This window comes from Pseudodonghicola flavimaris, from assembly GCF_030164425.1.
GTDB lineage: Bacteria > Pseudomonadota > Alphaproteobacteria > Rhodobacterales > Rhodobacteraceae > Pseudodonghicola > Pseudodonghicola flavimaris.
On record NZ_JASNJD010000008.1, the window covers coordinates 64,773 to 83,030 of the forward strand.

The 18,258-nt window shown below is 65.9% G+C and carries 16 protein-coding genes; 12 read left to right on the forward strand and 4 right to left on the reverse strand.

The window, feature by feature from the left end; genetic code table 11:
- Positions 1-23: 23 nt before the first annotated feature.
- Positions 24-2,183, reverse strand: coding sequence for a phosphoribosylformylglycinamidine synthase subunit PurL (gene purL / locus QO033_RS12470; RefSeq protein WP_284481309.1), 2,160 nt, complete (start codon positions 2,181-2,183; stop codon positions 24-26).
- A 279-nt stretch (positions 2,184-2,462) separates the two neighbouring features.
- On the reverse strand, positions 2,463-3,368 hold the full coding sequence (locus QO033_RS12475; RefSeq protein ID WP_284481310.1) for a LysR family transcriptional regulator: 906 nt from the start codon (positions 3,366-3,368) through the stop codon (positions 2,463-2,465).
- 170 nt (positions 3,369-3,538) lie between these two features.
- Between QO033_RS12475 and QO033_RS12480 the strand changes: the two genes are divergently transcribed.
- The 11 genes from QO033_RS12480 (at position 3,539) to QO033_RS12530 (ending at position 15,776) form a co-directional block, all read left to right on the forward strand.
- Entirely contained in the window at positions 3,539-6,958 is a 3,420-nt protein-coding gene (locus QO033_RS12480; protein WP_284481311.1) for an indolepyruvate ferredoxin oxidoreductase family protein, read from the forward strand.
- A gap of 68 nt (positions 6,959-7,026) precedes the next feature.
- Positions 7,027-7,905 carry a lysophospholipid acyltransferase family protein gene (locus tag QO033_RS12485; protein ID WP_284481312.1) on the forward strand — a complete coding sequence of 293 codons (879 nt, stop codon included), beginning with the start codon at positions 7,027-7,029 and terminating at the stop codon, positions 7,903-7,905.
- Between the two features lie 6 nt (positions 7,906-7,911).
- Positions 7,912-8,721, forward strand: coding sequence for a glutamate racemase (gene murI, locus QO033_RS12490; RefSeq protein ID WP_284481313.1), 810 nt, complete (start codon positions 7,912-7,914; stop codon positions 8,719-8,721).
- Between the two features lie 54 nt (positions 8,722-8,775).
- Positions 8,776-9,804, forward strand: coding sequence for an N-acetyl-gamma-glutamyl-phosphate reductase (gene argC / locus QO033_RS12495; protein WP_284481314.1), 1,029 nt, complete (start codon positions 8,776-8,778; stop codon positions 9,802-9,804).
- Positions 9,805-9,831: 27 nt separating this feature from the next.
- Entirely contained in the window at positions 9,832-10,278 is a 447-nt protein-coding gene (gene ccmE, locus QO033_RS12500) for a cytochrome c maturation protein CcmE (RefSeq protein ID WP_284481315.1), read from the forward strand.
- 208 nt (positions 10,279-10,486) lie between these two features.
- Positions 10,487-11,098, forward strand: coding sequence for a holin-associated N-acetylmuramidase (locus tag QO033_RS12505; RefSeq protein WP_284481316.1), 612 nt, complete (start codon positions 10,487-10,489; stop codon positions 11,096-11,098).
- Positions 11,089-11,664 carry a holin family protein gene (locus tag QO033_RS12510; RefSeq protein WP_284481317.1) on the forward strand — a complete coding sequence of 192 codons (576 nt, stop codon included), beginning with the start codon at positions 11,089-11,091 and terminating at the stop codon, positions 11,662-11,664. Before QO033_RS12505 ends, QO033_RS12510 begins: the two co-directional genes overlap by 10 nt.
- 96 nt (positions 11,665-11,760) lie before the next feature.
- The gene (locus tag QO033_RS12515) at positions 11,761-13,734 is read left to right on the forward strand and encodes a heme lyase CcmF/NrfE family subunit (protein ID WP_284481318.1); all 1,974 of its coding nucleotides are present in this window, start codon (positions 11,761-11,763) and stop codon (positions 13,732-13,734) included.
- On the forward strand, positions 13,731-14,210 hold the full coding sequence (locus QO033_RS12520; RefSeq protein ID WP_284481319.1) for a cytochrome c-type biogenesis protein: 480 nt from the start codon (positions 13,731-13,733) through the stop codon (positions 14,208-14,210). Before QO033_RS12515 ends, QO033_RS12520 begins: the two co-directional genes overlap by 4 nt.
- 71 nt (positions 14,211-14,281) lie before the next feature.
- Positions 14,282-15,055 carry an enoyl-CoA hydratase-related protein gene (locus tag QO033_RS12525; protein WP_284481320.1) on the forward strand — a complete coding sequence of 258 codons (774 nt, stop codon included), beginning with the start codon at positions 14,282-14,284 and terminating at the stop codon, positions 15,053-15,055.
- Positions 15,056-15,068: 13 nt separating this feature from the next.
- On the forward strand, positions 15,069-15,776 hold the full coding sequence (locus QO033_RS12530; RefSeq protein ID WP_284481321.1) for a DUF4336 domain-containing protein: 708 nt from the start codon (positions 15,069-15,071) through the stop codon (positions 15,774-15,776).
- Between the two features lie 54 nt (positions 15,777-15,830).
- On the opposite strand, the gene bmt is transcribed toward QO033_RS12530, so the two are convergent.
- Together bmt and QO033_RS12540 are read right to left on the reverse strand one after the other, a co-directional pair.
- Positions 15,831-16,850 carry a betaine--homocysteine S-methyltransferase gene (bmt, locus tag QO033_RS12535; RefSeq protein WP_284481322.1) on the reverse strand — a complete coding sequence of 340 codons (1,020 nt, stop codon included), beginning with the start codon at positions 16,848-16,850 and terminating at the stop codon, positions 15,831-15,833.
- A gap of 148 nt (positions 16,851-16,998) precedes the next feature.
- Positions 16,999-17,319 (reverse strand): DUF1476 domain-containing protein, encoded by a 321-nt coding sequence (locus QO033_RS12540; RefSeq protein WP_284481323.1) that lies wholly within the window; start codon positions 17,317-17,319, stop codon positions 16,999-17,001.
- A 157-nt stretch (positions 17,320-17,476) separates the two neighbouring features.
- Between QO033_RS12540 and purC the strand changes: the two genes are divergently transcribed.
- Positions 17,477-18,232 (forward strand): phosphoribosylaminoimidazolesuccinocarboxamide synthase, encoded by a 756-nt coding sequence (gene purC, locus QO033_RS12545; protein ID WP_284481324.1) that lies wholly within the window; start codon positions 17,477-17,479, stop codon positions 18,230-18,232.
- Positions 18,233-18,258: the final 26 nt, after the last annotated feature.

The following is an 18,258-nucleotide window of genomic DNA, read 5'->3' on the forward strand; positions in this document are numbered from 1 at the left end:
GTCTGGCGCAGGTTGCGGGCGGCTTAGCCCAGGGTCGCTTCGAAGCTGCCGCGATAGAGCGCGGAGAGCTCTTCCAGCGGTGCCTCGGACCCGTCGAACCGCACGGTGTCGCCGGTGAAACGGCCGACCGTGGTGATCGGCACGCCGGCCTGGCCGGCGGCGATCATCAGCGCCTCGGCCTGATCGAAGTTGCAGGCGATCAGATAGCGCGCCTGATCCTCGCCGAAGAGGAAGGGGGTGTTGCCGTCATCCAGATGCACGCCGACGCCGGAACCCTCGGCCAGCTCGAATGCCGCCAGTGCCAGGCCGCCGTCCGACAGGTCGGTGCAGGCGGTGATCAGCGCGCGATTGTTGCGGATGAAATCGCCGTTGCGCTTCTCGGCCTCCAGATCGACCGCCGGCGCATCGCCGTCCTCGCGGTTGAAGACCTCGGCCAGCAGGGCGGACTGGCCCAGATGACCGTCGGTCTCGCCGACCAGAAGCGCCACATGGCCGTCGCGGACCTGACTTCCGATCACATCGTCCCCGGTGGCGATCAGGCCGACCGCGCCGATGGTCGGTGTCGGCAGGATGCCCTGGCCGTCGGTCTCGTTGTAGAGAGAGACGTTGCCGGAGACGATCGGCATGTCCAGCGCGCCGACCGCAGCGCCGATGCCCTGGATGGCGCCGACGAACTGGCCCATGATCTCGGGCTTTTCGGGGTTGCCGAAATTGAGGTTGTCGGTGGAGGCCAGCGGTGTCGCCCCCACGGCGGTCAGGTTGCGATAGGCCTCTGCCACCGCCTGCTTGCCGCCCTCGACCGGGTTGGCCTTGACGTAACGCGGGGTCACGTCCGAGGTGAAGGCGAGCAGTTTCTCGGTGCCATGCACCCGCAGGATGCCGGGGCCGAAGCCGGGACCGCGGGCGCTGTCGGCCATCACGGTGCTGTCGTATTGCTCGTAGACCCACTGTTTGGCTGCGTAGTTCGGCGAGGAGATCAGCGCGCGCAGCCCGTCGATCGGATCGATCTGCGGCACATCGGCGAGCGGCTCGGCAGCTGGGGTTTCGACCCAGGGGCGATCGTATTCCGGCGCTTCCGACGACAGTTTCGACAGCGGCAGATCGGCCTTGGTCTCATTGTTCATCATGATCAGGAACCGGTCTTCGGCAATCGTCTCGCCGACGATGGCGAAATCCAGGTCCCATTTGTCGAATACCGCGCGCGCCTCGGCCTCTTTCTCCGGGCGCAGCACCATGAGCATCCGCTCCTGGCTTTCCGACAGCATCATCTCGTAGGCGGTCATCGCCTCTTCGCGGCAGGGCACCTTTTCCAGGTCGAGCCGCACGCCCAGTTCGCCCTTGTCGCCCATCTCGACGGCGGAGCAGGTGAGGCCTGCGGCCCCCATGTCCTGGATCGAGATCACCGCGCCGGTCTTCATCAGTTCCAGCGTGGCTTCCATCAGCCGTTTTTCGGTGAAGGGGTCGCCAACCTGAACGGTGGGGCGCTTTTCCTCGATGGTGTCGTCGAATTCGGCTGAGGCCATGGTGGCGCCGCCGACGCCGTCGCGTCCGGTTTTCGCCCCGAGGTAGACGACCGGCATGCCGACACCGGAGGCGGCGGAATAGAAGATCTTGTCGGCGTCGGCCAGGCCCGCGGCAAAGGCGTTGACCAGGCAGTTGCCGTTATAGGCGGGGTGGAAACGAACCTCGCCGCCCACGGTCGGCACGCCGAAGCTGTTGCCGTAACCGCCGACGCCTTCGACCACGCCATGCACCAGCTGCTTGGTCTTCGGGTGATCGACCTCGCCGAAGCTGAGCGAGTTCATCGCCGCGATTGGCCGGGCGCCCATGGTGAAGACGTCGCGCAGGATGCCGCCGACGCCGGTGGCCGCGCCCTGATAGGGCTCGATATACGACGGGTGGTTGTGGCTCTCCATCTTGAAGACCACCGCCTGATTGTCCCCGATATCGACGACGCCGGCATTCTCGCCGGGGCCGCAGATCACCTGCGGGCCGGTGGTGGGCAGGGTGCGCAGCCACTTCTTGGACGACTTGTAAGAGCAATGCTCGTTCCACATGGCGGAGAAGATGCCGAGTTCGGTGAAAGTCGGCTCGCGTCCGATGATGTCGAGGATCCGCTCATATTCGTCCGGCTTCAGCCCGTGGCTCGCGATCAGCTCCGGCGTGATCTCTGGGTCTTGCATCGGTCGGGGGTCTCCGCATGGCTCATGTCTGCGGTTCTCATAAGGCATGGCCTGCTTGGGGAAAAGGGGATTGCTGCTGTCACCGCAGCGGCGGCGCAGTACGATGCACAAAAAAAGAGGCCGAGCACTAAGCTCGGCCCAAGTCCAACAGGGAGGTATGAAGATGATGCGCAACTGGGCGCCATCGCCTTCGAGTGGTCATTTAGGCGCCACTTGGCGAACCTTCAAGGCCATTTATGCCGCAGGTGCAGCATGTCAGGCATGTTTTTTGTGCATAGCTCAGATCTTGCCGAGCTGGCGCAGCTGTTTGCGGTGGGAAATAATCTCGTCCTGAACGAAATCGCGGAAGGCGGCGATCCGTTTGGAGTGGCGCAATTCCTCGGGGTAGGCGAGGAAAACAGGGACTTCGGCCGACTCTATCTCCGGCAGCACCCGCACCAGATGCGGGAAATCCTCGGTCAGGTAATCGGGCAGCACGCCGATGCCGAGATCGTGCAGCACCCCTTGCAGCACGCCGAAATAGTTGTTCACCGTCAGCAGCGAATGCGGGTTGTTGCTGATCAGTTGCTGCACCAGCAGCGCCCCGGCGCCGACCTGCGGCGCGTTGGCGTTCTGACAGACCAGCCGGTGATCCGACATGTCGTCGAGCGATTTCGGCTCTCCCGAGCGGTCGAGATAATCGCGCGAGGCATAGAGCTGCATCTGCACCGTCATCAGCCGCTTGCGGATCAGGTCGGCCTGGCTCGGTTCCTTCATGCGGATGGCGACGTCGGCCTCGCGCATCGGCAGGTCGAGCACCCTTTCCTCCAGCATCAGGTCGATCTTGAGGTCGGGGAACTTCTCGAAGAGCTTGGGCAGGCGCGGCGCCAGCCAGAGAGTGCCGAACCCGGTGGTGGTGGTCACCTTGAGTTCGCCGAAAACCTCTTCCTCGCTGTCGCGGATGCGGGCGGATGCGGCCTCCAGCCGTTTCGACATCGAGGAGGTGGCGTCGAACAGCAATTCGCCCTGTTCGGTCAGGATCAGACCGCGGGCGTGGCGGTGGAACAGCGTGGTGTTCAGCGATTCTTCCAGCGCGCGGATCTGGCGGCTGACAGCGGACTGGGACAGATTGAGCCTGTCGCCGGCGTGGGTCAGACTGCCCGCGTCGGCAACGGCGTGGAAGATTCTGAGTTTGTCCCAATCCATAACGGGCGCTTTCGTCCTTTTGGCTGTCTCTAGGTCGAGGTCACAGAGGCTTTACCACTGTCATGCAGCCTTCGTAACAGAATGTACAAAAAAAACCCTACACGGGTCAGTCTTTTTGACCTAATATTGAAGGCGATTGTTGCAAACTGGTCAGACTGGGGAGGTGCCTGATGGGAACGCAAAAGATTTCTCTCAACGATAGGTTCGATCTGGAGAAGAGCCCCGTTCTTCTCAACGGGACCCAGGCGCTGGTGCGCCTGATGTTGATGCAGAAGGCCCGCGACCGCGCGGCCGGATATAACACCGCCGGTCTGGTGACCGGCTATCGCGGGTCGCCGCTGGGGGCGGTCGACATGCAGATGGTCCGGGCGGCCAAGCATCTGACCGCTAGCGATATCACCTTTCAATATGGGTTGAACGAGGATCTGGCGGCCACCGCGCTCTGGGGTGCGCAGCAGGCGGAACTGCGGGGCGAGGGGAAATTCGACGGGGTCTTCGGGCTCTGGTACGGCAAGGGCCCGGGGGTCGACCGTTCCGGCGACGCCATCCGCCACGCCAATATGGCCGGCACATCGCCGCTCGGTGGCGTGCTGATGGCAATGGGGGACGATCACACCGGCGAATCTTCCACCGTGCTGCACCAGTCGGAATGGGCGCTGATGGATGCCTATGTGCCGATCGTCAGCCCCGCCGGGGTGCAGGAAATCCTCGATCTCGGCATCTATGGCTTCGCCCTGTCGCGTTTCTCCGGTCTCTGGGTCGGGCTGAAGACGATGAAGGACACCGTCGAGGTGACCTCGGTGGTGGATGGCCGGCCTGACCGGATGCAGCTGGTGACGCCGAAATTCGACATGCCGCCAGGCGGGCTGAACATCCGGCTGGTCGACGACCGGACTGCGCAGGAGGCGCGGCTGATCGATATCAAGCGGTTCGCGGCCGAGGAATTCGCCCATGCCAACAAGATCGACAAGCGGGTCTGGGGCAAGCCGGGTGCCAAGATCGGCTTTGTCGCGGCGGGCAAGAACTGGCTGGACCTGCAGCATGCGCTGAGCCTTCTGAACATCGACGAGGCCGAGGCCGAGCGTCTGGGCATCACCACCTACAAGATCGCCCAGGTCTTCCCGCTGGACATGAAGGGCTTCCACGACTGGGCCGAGGGGCTCGACCTGATCGTGGTGGTGGAAGAAAAGCGCAAGCTGATCGAGGTGCAGATCAAGGAGGCGATCTTTGACGACCGCCGCGGTCGCCGGGTCTATGGCTGGTACAAGGGTGGCGCCGGCGGCATGCATCAGGAAGAGCTGTTCCCGACCCGGGGCGCGCTGGATCCGCTGATGATCGCCGAGAAGCTGGGTGGCATCCTGATCGAGGAAGGCCGCGATACCGACGGGCTGCGCGCCGGGCTTCAGGCGCTGGACGACGCGCGCCGCGCCGACAATGCCGAGGAACTGGCCAGCCGATTGCCCTATTTCTGCTCGGGCTGTCCGCATAACACCGGCACCAAGATCCCCGAAGGGTCGCGCGCCTATGCCGGGATCGGCTGCCACTTCATGGTGCAGTGGATGGATCGCGACACGCTCGGCTTCACCCATATGGGGGCGGAGGGCGCCAACTGGATCGGCGAGGCGCCGTTCTCCAAGACCAAGCATGTGTTTCAGAACCTGGGCGACGGCACCTATAACCACTCTGGCGTGCAGGCAATCCGGGCGGCTTTGGCAGCCGGCACCAATATCACCTACAAGATCCTCTATAACGACGCCGTGGCGATGACCGGCGGGCAGGAGAACGAGGGCGGGCTGTCGGCGGCGCGCATCGTCAACGAGCTGCACGCCATGGGGGTGAAAAACCTGGTCGTGGTCTATGACGAGAAGGAAGACGTCGATTTCGCCGCTTTCCCCAAGGGCGTGCCGACCCATGAACGGGCGGAACTGCTGAAGGTCGAGGAAGAGCTGCGCGATAAAGAGGGCGTTTCCGCCATCGTCTATATCCAGACCTGCGCGGCGGAAAAACGTCGCCGCCGCAAGCGCGGCACCTTCCCCGATCCGGACAAGCGGGTGCTGATCAACGAGGACGTCTGCGAAGGCTGCGGCGATTGCGGGGTGCAGTCGAACTGCGTCTCCATCGTACCGAAGGAAACCGAACTGGGCCGCAAGCGGGCCATCGATCAATCGTCCTGCAACAAGGATTTCTCCTGTCTCAAGGGGTTTTGCCCGTCCTTCGTGACGGTTGAGGGGGCCAAGATCCGCAAGGAGGCCACCACCGATCTGGACCTGCCGCATCTGCCGCAGCCGGAGCTGCCAGCGATCGACGGCACCTTCAATGTGGTGATCACCGGCGTCGGCGGCACCGGCGTTGTCACCATCGGCGCGGTTCTGGCACAGGCGGCGCAGATCGACGGCAAGGGGGCCGGAATGATGGAGATGGCCGGCCTCGCCCAGAAGGGCGGCGCGGTGCATATCCACTGCCGGCTGGCCGAGAAACCCGAGGATATCAGCGCCATCCGCGTCGCCACCGGCGAATGCGATGCGCTGATCGGCGGCGATCTGGTGGTCAGCGCCGGCGCCAAGACGCTGGGGCTGATGCGCCCGGGGCGGAGCGGGGCCGTGGTCAACAGCCATGAGATCGTGACCGGCGATTTCACCCGCGACACCGAATTCAGCATCCCCACCGACCGGCTGTCCCTGGCGCTGGAGGCGCGGCTGAAAGAGCGGCTGTCGCTGTTCGATGCCTCGGAACTGGCGCGGGCGACGCTGGGGGATTCGATCTATTCCAACATGATGGTGTTCGGGGCCGCCTGGCAGCGCGGGCTGGTGCCGATCAGCCATGAGGCCATCGTGCAGGCGATCGAGCTGAACGGCGCCGCCGTGCAGCAGAACCTGCGGGCTTTCGAGATCGGCCGATGGGCGGTGCTGCATGAGGCGGAGGCTGCCCGGCTGATGACCCCGAATGTGGTCGAGCTCCCCAAGACGCTGGATGAGAAGATCGCGTTCCGTGCCGGGCAGCTGGTGGACTATCAGGGGCCGCGGCTGGCCAAGCGCTACTCCAAGATGCTGGAGGGCATCGAGGACAAGGGCCTGAAGGAAGCGGTGGCGCAGGGCTATTACAAGCTCCTCGCCTATAAGGACGAATACGAGGTCGCCCGCCTGCTGCTGAGCAGCCGCGACAAGGCACGCGAGGAATTCGATGGCGATCTGAAGCTGACCTTCCATCTGGCGCCGCCGATTCTGGGCGGCACCACGCCGGAGGGACGGCCGAAGAAGCGCGAGTTCGGCGAATGGATGGAACGGCCGTTCCGCCTGCTGGCGCGGATGAAGGGGCTGCGCGGCACGCCCTTCGATCCCTTTGGCTATACCGCCGAACGCAGGATGGAGCGGGCGCTGATCAAGCAGTATGAAGCGGATATGAAGGAGGTCCTGGCCAAGGTCACTCCCGCCACCCGCGACATCGCCGTGGCGCTGGCGCTGCTGCCCTTGCAGATCCGCGGCTTCGGCCCGGTGAAGATGGAGAACGAGGCGAAGGCGGCCAAACGCCGGGAGGAGCTGCTGGCGGCTTTCCGCGCAGGAGGCCCCGATCTGGCGCAGGCGGCGGAATAGGCTTTCATGTTTCTGTCACCGGGCTGATGCATGAACTCTGAACCGCGTGATTCGCTGCGGAGGAGCCCATGACATCGCGCCGCCATATCGCCCGTGACATTTCCTATGCCCACTCGGCCGCCACGCGCGGTGGCCGGGTGGTGATCCGTCTGATGGAGAACTCCACCGGGCGATTGCGTCTGATCAAACGTGCCGATGGTTATGAACGCGACATCGCCGCGGGGCGCGATTTCTGGTCGGTTATGATGGACCGCTACGGCCTGTCGGTCGATGTGATCGGCGGCGCGCTGGAGAATATTCCGGCGACCGGACCGCTGATCCTGATCGCCAACCATCCCTATGGCATTCTCGACGGTCTGGTGATGGGCCATATCCTGGCCCGGCGGCGCGGCGATTTCCGCATCCTGGCGCACCGCATCTTTCGCAAGGCCCCCGATGTCGAACGGGTGATCCTGCCGATCAGCTTTGATGAAACCAAGGAGGCGCTGCGGGACAACCTGGAGACGCGCAAGACGGCGCTGGAGTATCTCGGGCAGGGCGGCGCCATCGGCATCTTTCCCGGCGGCACCGTCAGCACCTCGGCCCGGTTGTTCTCGCATCCGATGGACCCGGGCTGGCGCGGGTTCACCGCCCGGATGGTGGGCAAGTCGCGGGCGACGGTGGTGCCGCTGTTCTTCGACGGCCACACCAGCCGGCTGTTCCAGATTGCCAGCCATATGCACGCCACGCTGCGCATGGGGCTTTTGATCAAAGAGTTCCGCAAACGTATCGATACGCCCGTCCGGGTGGTGGTGGGCGAACCGATCGGTCGGGAAATTCTCGACCCGATGGCAAAGGATGCGCGGCAGATGATGGATTTTCTGCGCAAAGCGACTTATGAGCTGTCCCCACAACCGCTGAAGTCTTATGACTACGGCTATGAATTCGAGGAACGGCATCGCGCCTGACGAGCAATGGCAGTAGGTATTTTCGATTCCGGCCTGGGCGGGCTCACCGTCCTGGACGCCGTGCAGAAACAGCTCCCGGATGTGGAGTTTCTTTACTATGCCGACAGCGCGCATGCGCCCTATGGGGTGCGCGATGCCGAGGATATCTTTCAGCTGACCAAACACGCGGTGGAAACCCTGTGGGCGCGGGGCTGCGACTTGGTGATCCTGGCCTGCAACACCGCCAGCGCCGCAGCACTGAGGCGGATGCAGGAGGCCGGTGTGCCGCAGGGCAAGCGGGTGCTGGGCGTCTTCGTGCCGCTGATCGAGGCGCTGACCGAACGGCAATGGGGCGACAATTCCCCGCCGCGCGAGGTGGCGGTGAAGACCGTGGCGCTGTTCGCGACGCCGGCGACCGTGGCCAGCCGGGCGTTTCAGCGGGAACTGGCGTTCCGGGCCATCGGCGTCGATGTCGAGGCGCAGGCCTGCGGTGGCGTCGTCGACGCGATCGAGGAGGGCGACCGCATCCTGGCGGAGGCGCTGGTGCGTTCCCATGTCGAGGCGCTGAAGCGCAAGATGCCGCATCCCGACGCGGCGATCCTGGGCTGCACCCATTATCCGATCCTGGAAGAGACCTTTCGTACGGCCCTGGGGCCGGAGGTGCAGGTGTTCAGCCAGGCGCGGCTGGTGGCCGAAAGCCTGGCCGACTACCTCAAACGCCACCCGGCGATGCTGGGGACGTCGCCGGGAGGTTTCCTGACCACGGGCGATCCGCGCAAGGTTTCGGATCAGGCCATGCGGCTGTTGCGACGACAGGTCGAATTCCAGAAGGTCTGACGGCCTTCCTTCCTGTCTGAACATCACGTAAAATCAAGAGGTAAGAGGTCGAAGATGACCCATAACATCGCCATTCTCGGAGCCAGCGGGTACACCGGGGCCGAACTGATCCGGCTGATCGCGCAACACCCGAATATCGAGATCAAGGCGCTTTCGGGCGAACGCAAGGCCGGCATGGAGATGGCCGAGGTATTCCCGCATCTGCGGCACATGCAGCTGCCGACGCTCTGCAAGATCGAGGAGATCGATTTCTCCGGCATCGACCTGTGCTTCTGCGCCCTGCCGCACAAGACCAGCCAGCAGGTGATCGCGGCGCTGCCCACCGATCTGAAGATCGTCGATCTGTCGGCGGACTTCCGGCTGCGCGATCCGGCGGAATACGAGAAGTGGTACGGCAACCCGCATGCGGCGCTCGCCCAGCAGGAAGAGGCGGTCTACGGTCTCACCGAATTCTATCGCGACGAGATCAAGGCCGCCCGGCTGGTCGCCGGCACCGGGTGCAACGCCGCCACCGGGCAGTTCGCGCTGCGGCCGCTGATCTCGGCCGGGGTGGTCGATCTGGATGAGATCATCCTGGATCTGAAATGCGCCGTCTCCGGTGCAGGCCGGTCGCTCAAGGAAAACCTGCTGCATGCGGAGCTGAGCGAGGGCTATAATCCCTATTCCTTCGGCGGCACCCACCGGCACCTCGGCGAATTCGATCAGGAATTCTCCAAACTCGCCGGCCGGCCGGTCAGGGTGCAGTTCACCCCGCATCTGATCCCGGCGAACCGCGGTATTCTGGGCACGGTCTATGTCAAAGGCGATGCCGAGACCATCTATCAGACCCTGGCTGAGGCCTATGCGGCGGAGCCCTTCGTGCAGGTGCTGCCCTTCGGTCAGGCGCCCTCCACCCACCACGTGCGCGGCTCCAACTATTGCCACATCGGTGTCGCCGCCGACCGGCTGCCGGGGCGGGCGATTGTCTTCGCCGCACTGGATAACCTGACAAAAGGTAGCAGCGGTCAGGCGTTGCAAAATGCCAATCTGATGCTAGGTGAGAAAGAGGAGGAGGGGCTGACCATGGCCCCGCTGTTCCCGTAAGCGGGAAAAGCAGCTGGTGAGGGGACGATGAAGAGTCTGAAAAAACAACGGCGTATCCAGATCATCGCGCTGGCGGCGGCGGCCCTCGTGGTTTCTACCGCGCTGATCGGTTATGCCATGCGCGACGGCATCAACTTCTTTCGCGCCCCGAGTCAGGTCATGGCGGAGCCGCCCTCGGCCACGGAGGTCTTTCGTCTGGGCGGGCTGGTGGAAGAGGGCACGCTGGTCCGCGATCAGGGCGAGCGGGTGCATTTCTCCGTCACCGATGGCGGCGCGTCGATCCCGGTGGTCTTCACCGGGGTGCTGCCCGATCTCTTCGCCGAGAACCAGGGCATGATCGGCACCGGGCGCTACGTGAACGGTGTCTTTGAAGCCTCTGAAATCCTTGCCAAACACGATGAGACCTACATGCCGAAAGAGGTCATGGACGCGCTGAAGGAACAGGGCGTGTATCAGGCCCCGGGCGAGAGCTGATCCCGCCGCGTTCCGGGCGGTCGCAGCGACAGGTGACGGGCCCCGTGGGCCCGCGGCGCGCGTGCCTTCGGCGAGGATATTTCAAGCCAGAAAAAGACCGGGAAAGAGGCAGTGGGGCGGCGCGCGCCCTGCGCCTGCGGGCGCTGCGGTGAGTGGCGGTTAATCTTTGCTGCGGAGGCTTTGCGTGGGTCCTGAGAGGAGGCGCGCGATGCTGGATGTACGGCAGATTGCCGAGGAGATCGTCGGTCGGGAGGGCGGGTTCGTCCATGATCCCGACGATCCCGGGGGGGCGACCAATCGCGGGGTAACGATCCACACGCTGCGGCGGCTGCGGCTGGATCTGACCGGTGACGGGGTGGTGGATATCGCCGATGTGCGCGCGGTGAGCCCGACGGTGGCGGCGGATATCTTCATCACCCAGTATTACCAGCGGCCGCGGATCGGCGAGCTGCCGCCGGCGCTGCAGCCGTCTGTCTTCGACATGTATGTGAACGCCGGGGCCAATGCGGTGAAGATCCTGCAGCGGCTGCTGGGCGAGATGGGCTTTGCCGTCGGTGTCGACGGGCTGCTGGGACCTGAGAGCCTGGGCGCGGCGGCGGCGGCGGCGCGGCCCGATCCTGTGGCTCTGCGCGATGCCTATGGGGTGGCGCGACGGAATTACTATTTCCGGCTGGCCGATGCCCGGGTGGCGAGCCGCAAATACGCCCGCAGCCGGTCGGGCGGCAAGGGCGGCTGGATCCGGCGGGCTGAGGCCTTCGTGTCGCCGCGCTATCATCTGAGCGATCAGGCGTTTCGCGCCCGGGTGGCGGCATGGGGATGATCGGCGGGATCTGGCAGGCGCTGGTCGGGGGCGGCAATCTGCTGCCGCAGACGGTGGAGCTGTTCCGGCCCAATGCCGAGGCCGAGGCGCAGCGTGGCGTCGGGCTGCGCGACGGGGCGATGGCGCAATTCGCCGGCGAATTCGCGGCGCCGAGGCGTGGCCGGTTCGACCGGGTGATGGATGGCCTCAACCGGCTGCCGCGCCCGGCGCTGGCGCTGGGAACGCTGGGGCTGTTTGCGGCGGCGATGGTCGACCCGTTGTGGTTCGCGGCGCGGATGCAGGGGCTGGCGCTGGTGCCGGAGCCGCTGTGGTGGCTGCTGGGGGTGATCGTGTCGTTTTACTTCGGCGCCCGCTATCAGGTGAAGCATCAGGCGTTTCAGCGCGATCTGGCCAGCAGCCTGGCCCGGGCGCCGCAGGTGCGCGAGAGCCTTGCCGCGCTGGAGCGGTTGCGGGCCGACAGCCCCGGTGCGGCGGAGACCGGGGCGGACGCGGCGCTGACGCTGGCCGCGCTGGGGCCGGAGGAGAATCCGGCGCTGGAGAACTGGCGGCGGCAGCGGTCGGCCTGAGCCGGGGAAGGGCGCGCGGCCGGTTGCGACATCGTGAACTGCGGCCCCTTGCGAAAAGGATTGGCCGGGACGGGTGCCCGGCCTATACATCAGGGCATGATTACGGAACTTGGTCACTTCGCCCTGACGCTCGCCTTCATGGCCGCGATCGTGCAGATGGTTGTCCCCATGGTGGGCGCCCAGAAACGCTGGCCCGGCTGGATGGCCGTCGCCGAACCCGCTGCAACCCTGCAGTTTCTGATGACGGCCTTCGCCTTTGCGGCGCTGGTCTATGCCTTCGTCACCTCGGATTTCTCTCTGAAGGTGGTGGTGGAGAATTCCCATTCGGCCAAGCCGATGCTGTATAAGATCAGCGGCGTCTGGGGCAACCACGAGGGCTCCATGCTGCTCTGGGTGCTGATCGTGTCGCTGTTCGGCGCCACGGCGGCCTGGTTCGGTGGCAATCTGCCGCCCAGCCTGAAGGCGCGGGTGCTGTCGGTTCAGGGGGCCATCGGGGTGGCCTTTCTGGCCTTTATCCTCTTTACATCCAACCCGTTCCTGCGTCTGGCGGTGCCGCCGTTCGATGGCGAGGATCTGAACCCGCTGCTGCAGGATCCGGGGCTCGCCTTCCATCCGCCGTTCCTTTACCTCGGCTATGTCGGGCTTTCGATGTCCTTCAGCTTCGCCGTTGCGGCGCTGATCGAGGGGCGGATCGATGCCGCCTGGGGCCGTTGGGTGCGGCCCTGGACGCTGGCGGCCTGGATCTTTCTGACCATCGGCATCGCGCTGGGGTCCTGGTGGGCCTATTACGAGCTGGGCTGGGGCGGCTTCTGGTTCTGGGACCCGGTGGAGAACGCCAGTTTCATGCCCTGGCTGCTGGCCGCGGCGCTGCTGCATTCCGCCATCGTGGTGGAGAAGCGCGAGGCGCTGAAGAGCTGGACCATCCTGCTGGCGATTCTGGCCTTCGGCTTTTCGCTGATCGGCACCTTCATCGTGCGGTCGGGGCTGCTGACCTCGGTGCATGCCTTTGCCAACGACCCGGAACGGGGCGTCTTCATCCTGATGATCCTGGCGCTGTTCACCGGCGGGGCGCTGACGCTGTTCGCGATGCGGGCCAGCGCCATGGAGGCGCGCGGCGTCTTCGCCATGGTCAGCCGCGAAAGCGCGCTGGTGGTGAACAATATCCTGCTCGCGGTGGCGAGCTTCGTCGTGTTCTTCGGCACGCTCTGGCCAGTGGCGGCGGAGATGGGCTTTGACCGCAAGCTGAGCGTCGGTCCGCCCTATTTCAACGCCGCCTTCACGCCCTTCATGCTGGTCTTGGGGCTGATCCTGCCCGTTGGCGCACTGCTGCCGTGGAAACGCGGACGTCTGGGCAAGGCGGCCTGGTCGCTGCGCTATGCGCTGGTTCTGGCGCTGGCGCTGGCGCTTCTGGTCTGGGTGTTGCAGACGGGGCAGAGCGCATTGGGGCCGATCGGCGTATTCCTGGGCGCCTGGATCGTGTCGGGGGCCGTCGTCGATCTGTGGTCGCGCACCGGGCGCGGCGGCAACCGGCTGGGCCGGCTGGCGCGGCTGCCGCGGGCCGACTGGGGCAAGGCGGTGGCGCATGCCGGGCTGGGAGTGACCATGTTCGCGATCGCCGGGCTGACCGCCTGGGAGAGCGAGGACATCCGCGTCACCCGGCTGGGCGAGACCTTTGAGGTGTCCGGCTTCGATCTGACGCTGGAGAAGGTCGAGCGTGTGCGCGGCCCGAACTATTTCTCCACCATGGGGACGGTGCGGGTCGAAAAGGATGGGCGGGCTCTGACCACGCTGCATCCCGAAAAACGGGTCTATCCGGTGGCGCAGATGCCCACCACCGAGGCGGCGATCGACAATGGCTTTACCCGTGATCTCTATGTGGTGATCGGCGATCAGCAGGCCGATGGCGGCTATACCGTGCGGACCTATGTCAAACCCTTCGCCAACTGGATCTGGGGCGGCGCGCTGATGATGGCCCTCGGCGGGTTGCTGAGCCTGAGCGACCGGCGCTTCCGCGTCGCCGCCGGTGCGCGCAAGGCCGGCAGCGCGGCCAAGCCGGTGGCCGCCGAATGAGCCGCCTGCTCCAGCGGGTGGGGGCGTTGTGGCTGGTGTTGCTGATCGCCCTTGCACCCGCCGCCCAGGCGGTGCTGCCGGATGAGATCCTGGCCGATCCGGCGCTGGAGGCGCGGGCGCGCGAGATCAGCAAGGATCTGCGCTGCCTGGTCTGCCGCAACGAGAATATCGATGAATCCAATGCCGAACTGGCCCGCGATCTGCGGCTTCTGGTGCGCGAACGGCTGACCGCCGGCGACAGCGACGAGGAGGTGGTGGCCTATATCGTCGACCGCTACGGCGAATATGTGCTGCTGCGCCCGACCGCGACCGGGGCCAACTGGCTGTTGTGGGGGGCGGGGCCGCTGATGCTGCTGATCGGCGCCGGTCTGGCCTGGGGCTACCTGCGGGCGCGGGCACGGGCGCCGCGGCTGCAGGAGGCCGCCCTGACCGATGAGGAACAGGACCGTCTGCGTCGCATTCTTGACGACGAATGACGTGCGGTTCCCTCTTTCCCCGGCGCCTGCTCTGGGTCAGGGTGCGCCCGACCGGAGCGAGGGAGTGAGACATGGACTATCAGACCATCACGCTTGAAATCACCGATGGGCTGGCGGTGCTGACGCTGAATCGGCCCGACAAGATGAATGCGCTGAACGCGCAGATGCGGGCCGAGATCACCCATGCGGTCGGCGTCGCCGGGAACACGGCCCGGGCGCTGGTGCTGACCGGGGCCGGACGTGCCTTCTGTACCGGCCAGGATCTGGGCGATGCCAGCGGCGGGCTGCCGGATCTGGAACGGATTCTGCGCGACGAATACGCGCCGATGCTGCAGGCGATCACCGGCTGCCCGATCCCGACCATTGCCGCGGTGAACGGCCCGGCGGCGGGGGCAGGGGCCAATCTGGCGCTGGCCGCCGATGTGGTGATCGCGGCCGAGAGCGCCTATTTCCTGCAGGCCTTTACCCGGATCGGGCTGATCCCCGATGCCGGCGGCACCTGGATGATGCCGCGCCAGATCGGTCTGGCCAAGGCGATGGGGGCGGCGCTGTTCGCCGAGAAGATCACCGCCGCGCAGGCCGAGGCCTGGGGCATGATCTGGGAGGTCGTCCCGGACGAGGGGTTCGAGGCGCAGTGGCGCAGCCGGGCGGCCTATCTCGCCGGCGGGCCGACCAAGGCCTTCGCCGGGGTGAAACAGGCGCTGCGGGCCAGCTTCGGCCAGTCGTTCGAAGACCAGCTGTCGCTGGAGGCGCGGCTGCAGGGCGAGTGCGGCCGGACCCGCGATTTCGAAGAGGGCGTGATGGCCTTCCTGCAAAAACGCCCGGCGGCATTCGAAGGTCGCTGAGGCTCCCCGCGCGATGACCGCCGCGGCGCCGCTGCTGCAACCGCTGGGCCGGGATCTCTGGCTGGCGGCGGGGCCGGAGGTGACGGTTCTGGGCTTTCGCTATCCGACCCGGATGGCGGTGATCCGTCTTTCGGGCGGCGGGCTGCTGATCTGGTCGCCGGTGGCGTTGAGCGATCCGCTCTGCCGCGCGATCCGCGATCTGGGGCCGGTGCAGGAGATCGTGGCGCCGAACCGCCTGCATCACCTGTCGCTCCTGTCATGGCATCAGGCCTTTCCCGGCGCTCGCCTGCATGCTGCCCCTGGGCTGCCGGAAAAACGGCGCGACATCCCCTTCGATCGCAGCCTGGGAGAGGCGCCGGACCCAGCCTGGGCGGCGGATCTGGATCAGGTGCTGGTGCGCGGCAATCTGATCACCCCGGAGGCGGTGTTCTTTCACCGCGCCACCGGCACGGTGCTGTTCACCGATCTGCTGCAAGGGTTTGCGCCGGGCTGGTTTTCCGGCTGGCGGCAGGCCGTGGCGCGGCTGGACGGGATGGTCGGGCCGGAGCCGGCGGTGCCGCGCAAATTCCGCCTGGCGTTTCAGGACCGCAAGATCGCCCGGGCCGGGGTGGCCCGGATCCTCGACTGGCGGGCGCGTCAGCTGGTGATGGCGCATGGGCCGGTGGTGACCCAAGAGGTGCCGGCGCTTCTGTCGCGGGCGTTTCGCTGGCTCGGCGCATGACCGAAGCGACCCGGGGCGGCCGGTGCCGCGCCCCCGGGTCGCGGCCGGGCGGGCTCAGCCGCGGCGGCGGCTGCGCCGGCGCCCGCGGGGTTCGGCGCCATCGTCGTCACCGGTCCCGTCGGAGGCCGAACTGAAGGGCCCGAGCGCATCGGTGATCTGCTCCAGCGTCGGCCGGTCGCCGCGCGGCCGGCTGTCGAGCGCCTCGCGCATCATCCGCAGGTGATCCGGAGTGGTGCCGCAGCAGCCGCCGATGATCCGGGCGCCGGCATCGCGGGCCATGGCGGCATAATCGCCCATCAGCTCCGGGGTGCCGTCGTAATGGATGTGGCCATCGTGGTACTTCGGAATGCCGGCGTTGCCCTTGGAGATGATCGGACGTTCGGTCCCCTGGGCAACGAAGCCCAGCACCGTGCGCAGGATATCCGAGGCGCCGGTGCCGCAATTGGCCCCGAAGGCGAGCGGCGCCGGTTCCAGCTCGTCGACCAGCCGTACCAGATCGGCCGAGGTCACGCCCATCATGGTGCGCCCGGCGGTATCGAAGCTCATGGTGCCGCACCAGGGCATGCCGGCCAGCGCGAAGGCTTCGGCGGCGGCGCGGTATTCCTCGGGGGCGGAGATGGTCTCCAGCCAGAGCACGTCGACGCCGCCCTCCTTGAGCCCGTCGGCCTGTTCGTGGAACATCTCCACCGCCAGGGCATGCGACAAGCTGCCGACGGGTTCCATGATCTCACCAGTCGGGCCGACCGAGCCGGCGACGACGATCTTGCGTTCGGCCTTGTCGGCGACATCGCGGCCCAGTTCGGCGCCGACGCGGTTCAGTTCGCGCACCCGCTTTTCGGCACTGTGCAGTTTCAGCCGCGCCGCGTTGCCACCGAAGGTATTGGTCAGGAACAGATCGCTGCCGGCATCGACCGAGCCCTGATAGAGCGCCTTGATCTTGGCCGGTTCGTCGGTGTTCCACAGCTCCGGCGCATCGCCGGATTGCAGCCCCATGTTGAAAAGGTTGGTGCCGGTGGCGCCGTCGGCAAGGATACAATCCAGCCGGTCGAGCATCTGGGAAAGGGCGTCGGTCATCTTGGTGGCTCCGGAGTTGCGGAGTTTCGGGAAAGGGCGGGGCGCGGAACGCTGATAACGAAAACGCCCCGCCTGCGAAGGACGGGGCGCCGCGGCAGATCAGCGCTGCTGCGTTACGAGCCGTGCGCCCGGCCCGCGGGAAGCCGGGTCAGCTGCCCACTTCGTTCATGATCTGGGCCTGGGCCTCGACCAGCAGCTCGGCCATCTTGGCGCGGATCTCTTCCGGGCTGGACTTGTCTTCCAGATCGGCGGCGACCTTGCGCACCACGTCCTCGTGGCCGGCTTCCTCGAAATCGGCCTTCACCACCGAGGCGGCATAGGCCGTGGCATCGTCGCCGGTCTTGCCCATCAGCGCCGCAGCCCAGAGCCCCAGCAGCTTGTTGCAGCGGGCCTGCGCCTTGAACTGCATTTCCTCGTCGTGAGCAAACTTGGCCTCGAAGGCGTTTTCGCGATCGTCAAAAGTGGTCATGGGTCTGCTTCCCTGCAAAAAGTCTGTCCATCTCCGTATGCCGCCCCGGAGCCCCGAGAGCAAGAGGAACCCGCGCAGCTTGCGACACAGCGGTGCTTGTACTATGTGGGCGACAGGCGCGGGGACTCATCCCCGCCGCACAGCCGAAAGGTATGCTATGGCCCGCCGCAAGAAAATCTACGAAGGCAAGGCGAAGATTCTGTACGAAGGCCCGGAACCGGGGACCATCGTTCAGTATTTCAAGGATGACGCCACCGCTTTCAACGCGCAGAAAAAGGACGTGATCGAGGGCAAGGGGGTGCTGAACAACCGCCTGTCCGAGTTCTTTATGACCGGGCTGAACCAGATCGGCGTGCCGACCCATTTCCTCAAGCGGCTGAACATGCGCGAACAGCTGGTGCGCAGTTGCGAGATCATCCCGCTGGAGGTGATCGTGCGCAACTTCGCCGCCGGTTCGCTGTCCAAGCGGCTGGGCATCGACGAGGGCACCCAGCTGCCGCGCCCGATCGTCGAGTACTGCTACAAGGACGATGCGCTCGGCGATCCGCTGGTGACCGAGGAACATATCGCCGCCTTTGGCTGGGCCAGCCAGCAGGACATGGACGATGTGCTGAGCCTGGCGCTGCGGGTCAACGATTTCCTCTCCGGCGTGATGCTGGCGGTGGGGATCCGGCTGATCGACTTCAAGATCGAGATCGGCCGCGTCTATGACGGCGACTTCCAGCGGCTGGTCGTGGCCGACGAGATCAGCCCCGACAGCTGCCGGCTGTGGGACATTGAGACCGGCCGTCACCTGGACAAGGATGTGTTCCGCCGCGATCTGGGCAGCCTGACGGATGCCTATTCCGAGGTGGCCCGGCGTCTGGGCGTGCTGCCGCAGGCGGCGCCGACCAAGCCCACGCTGATCAACTGAGCGCCGTGCCCGGCGACGGGCGCGGG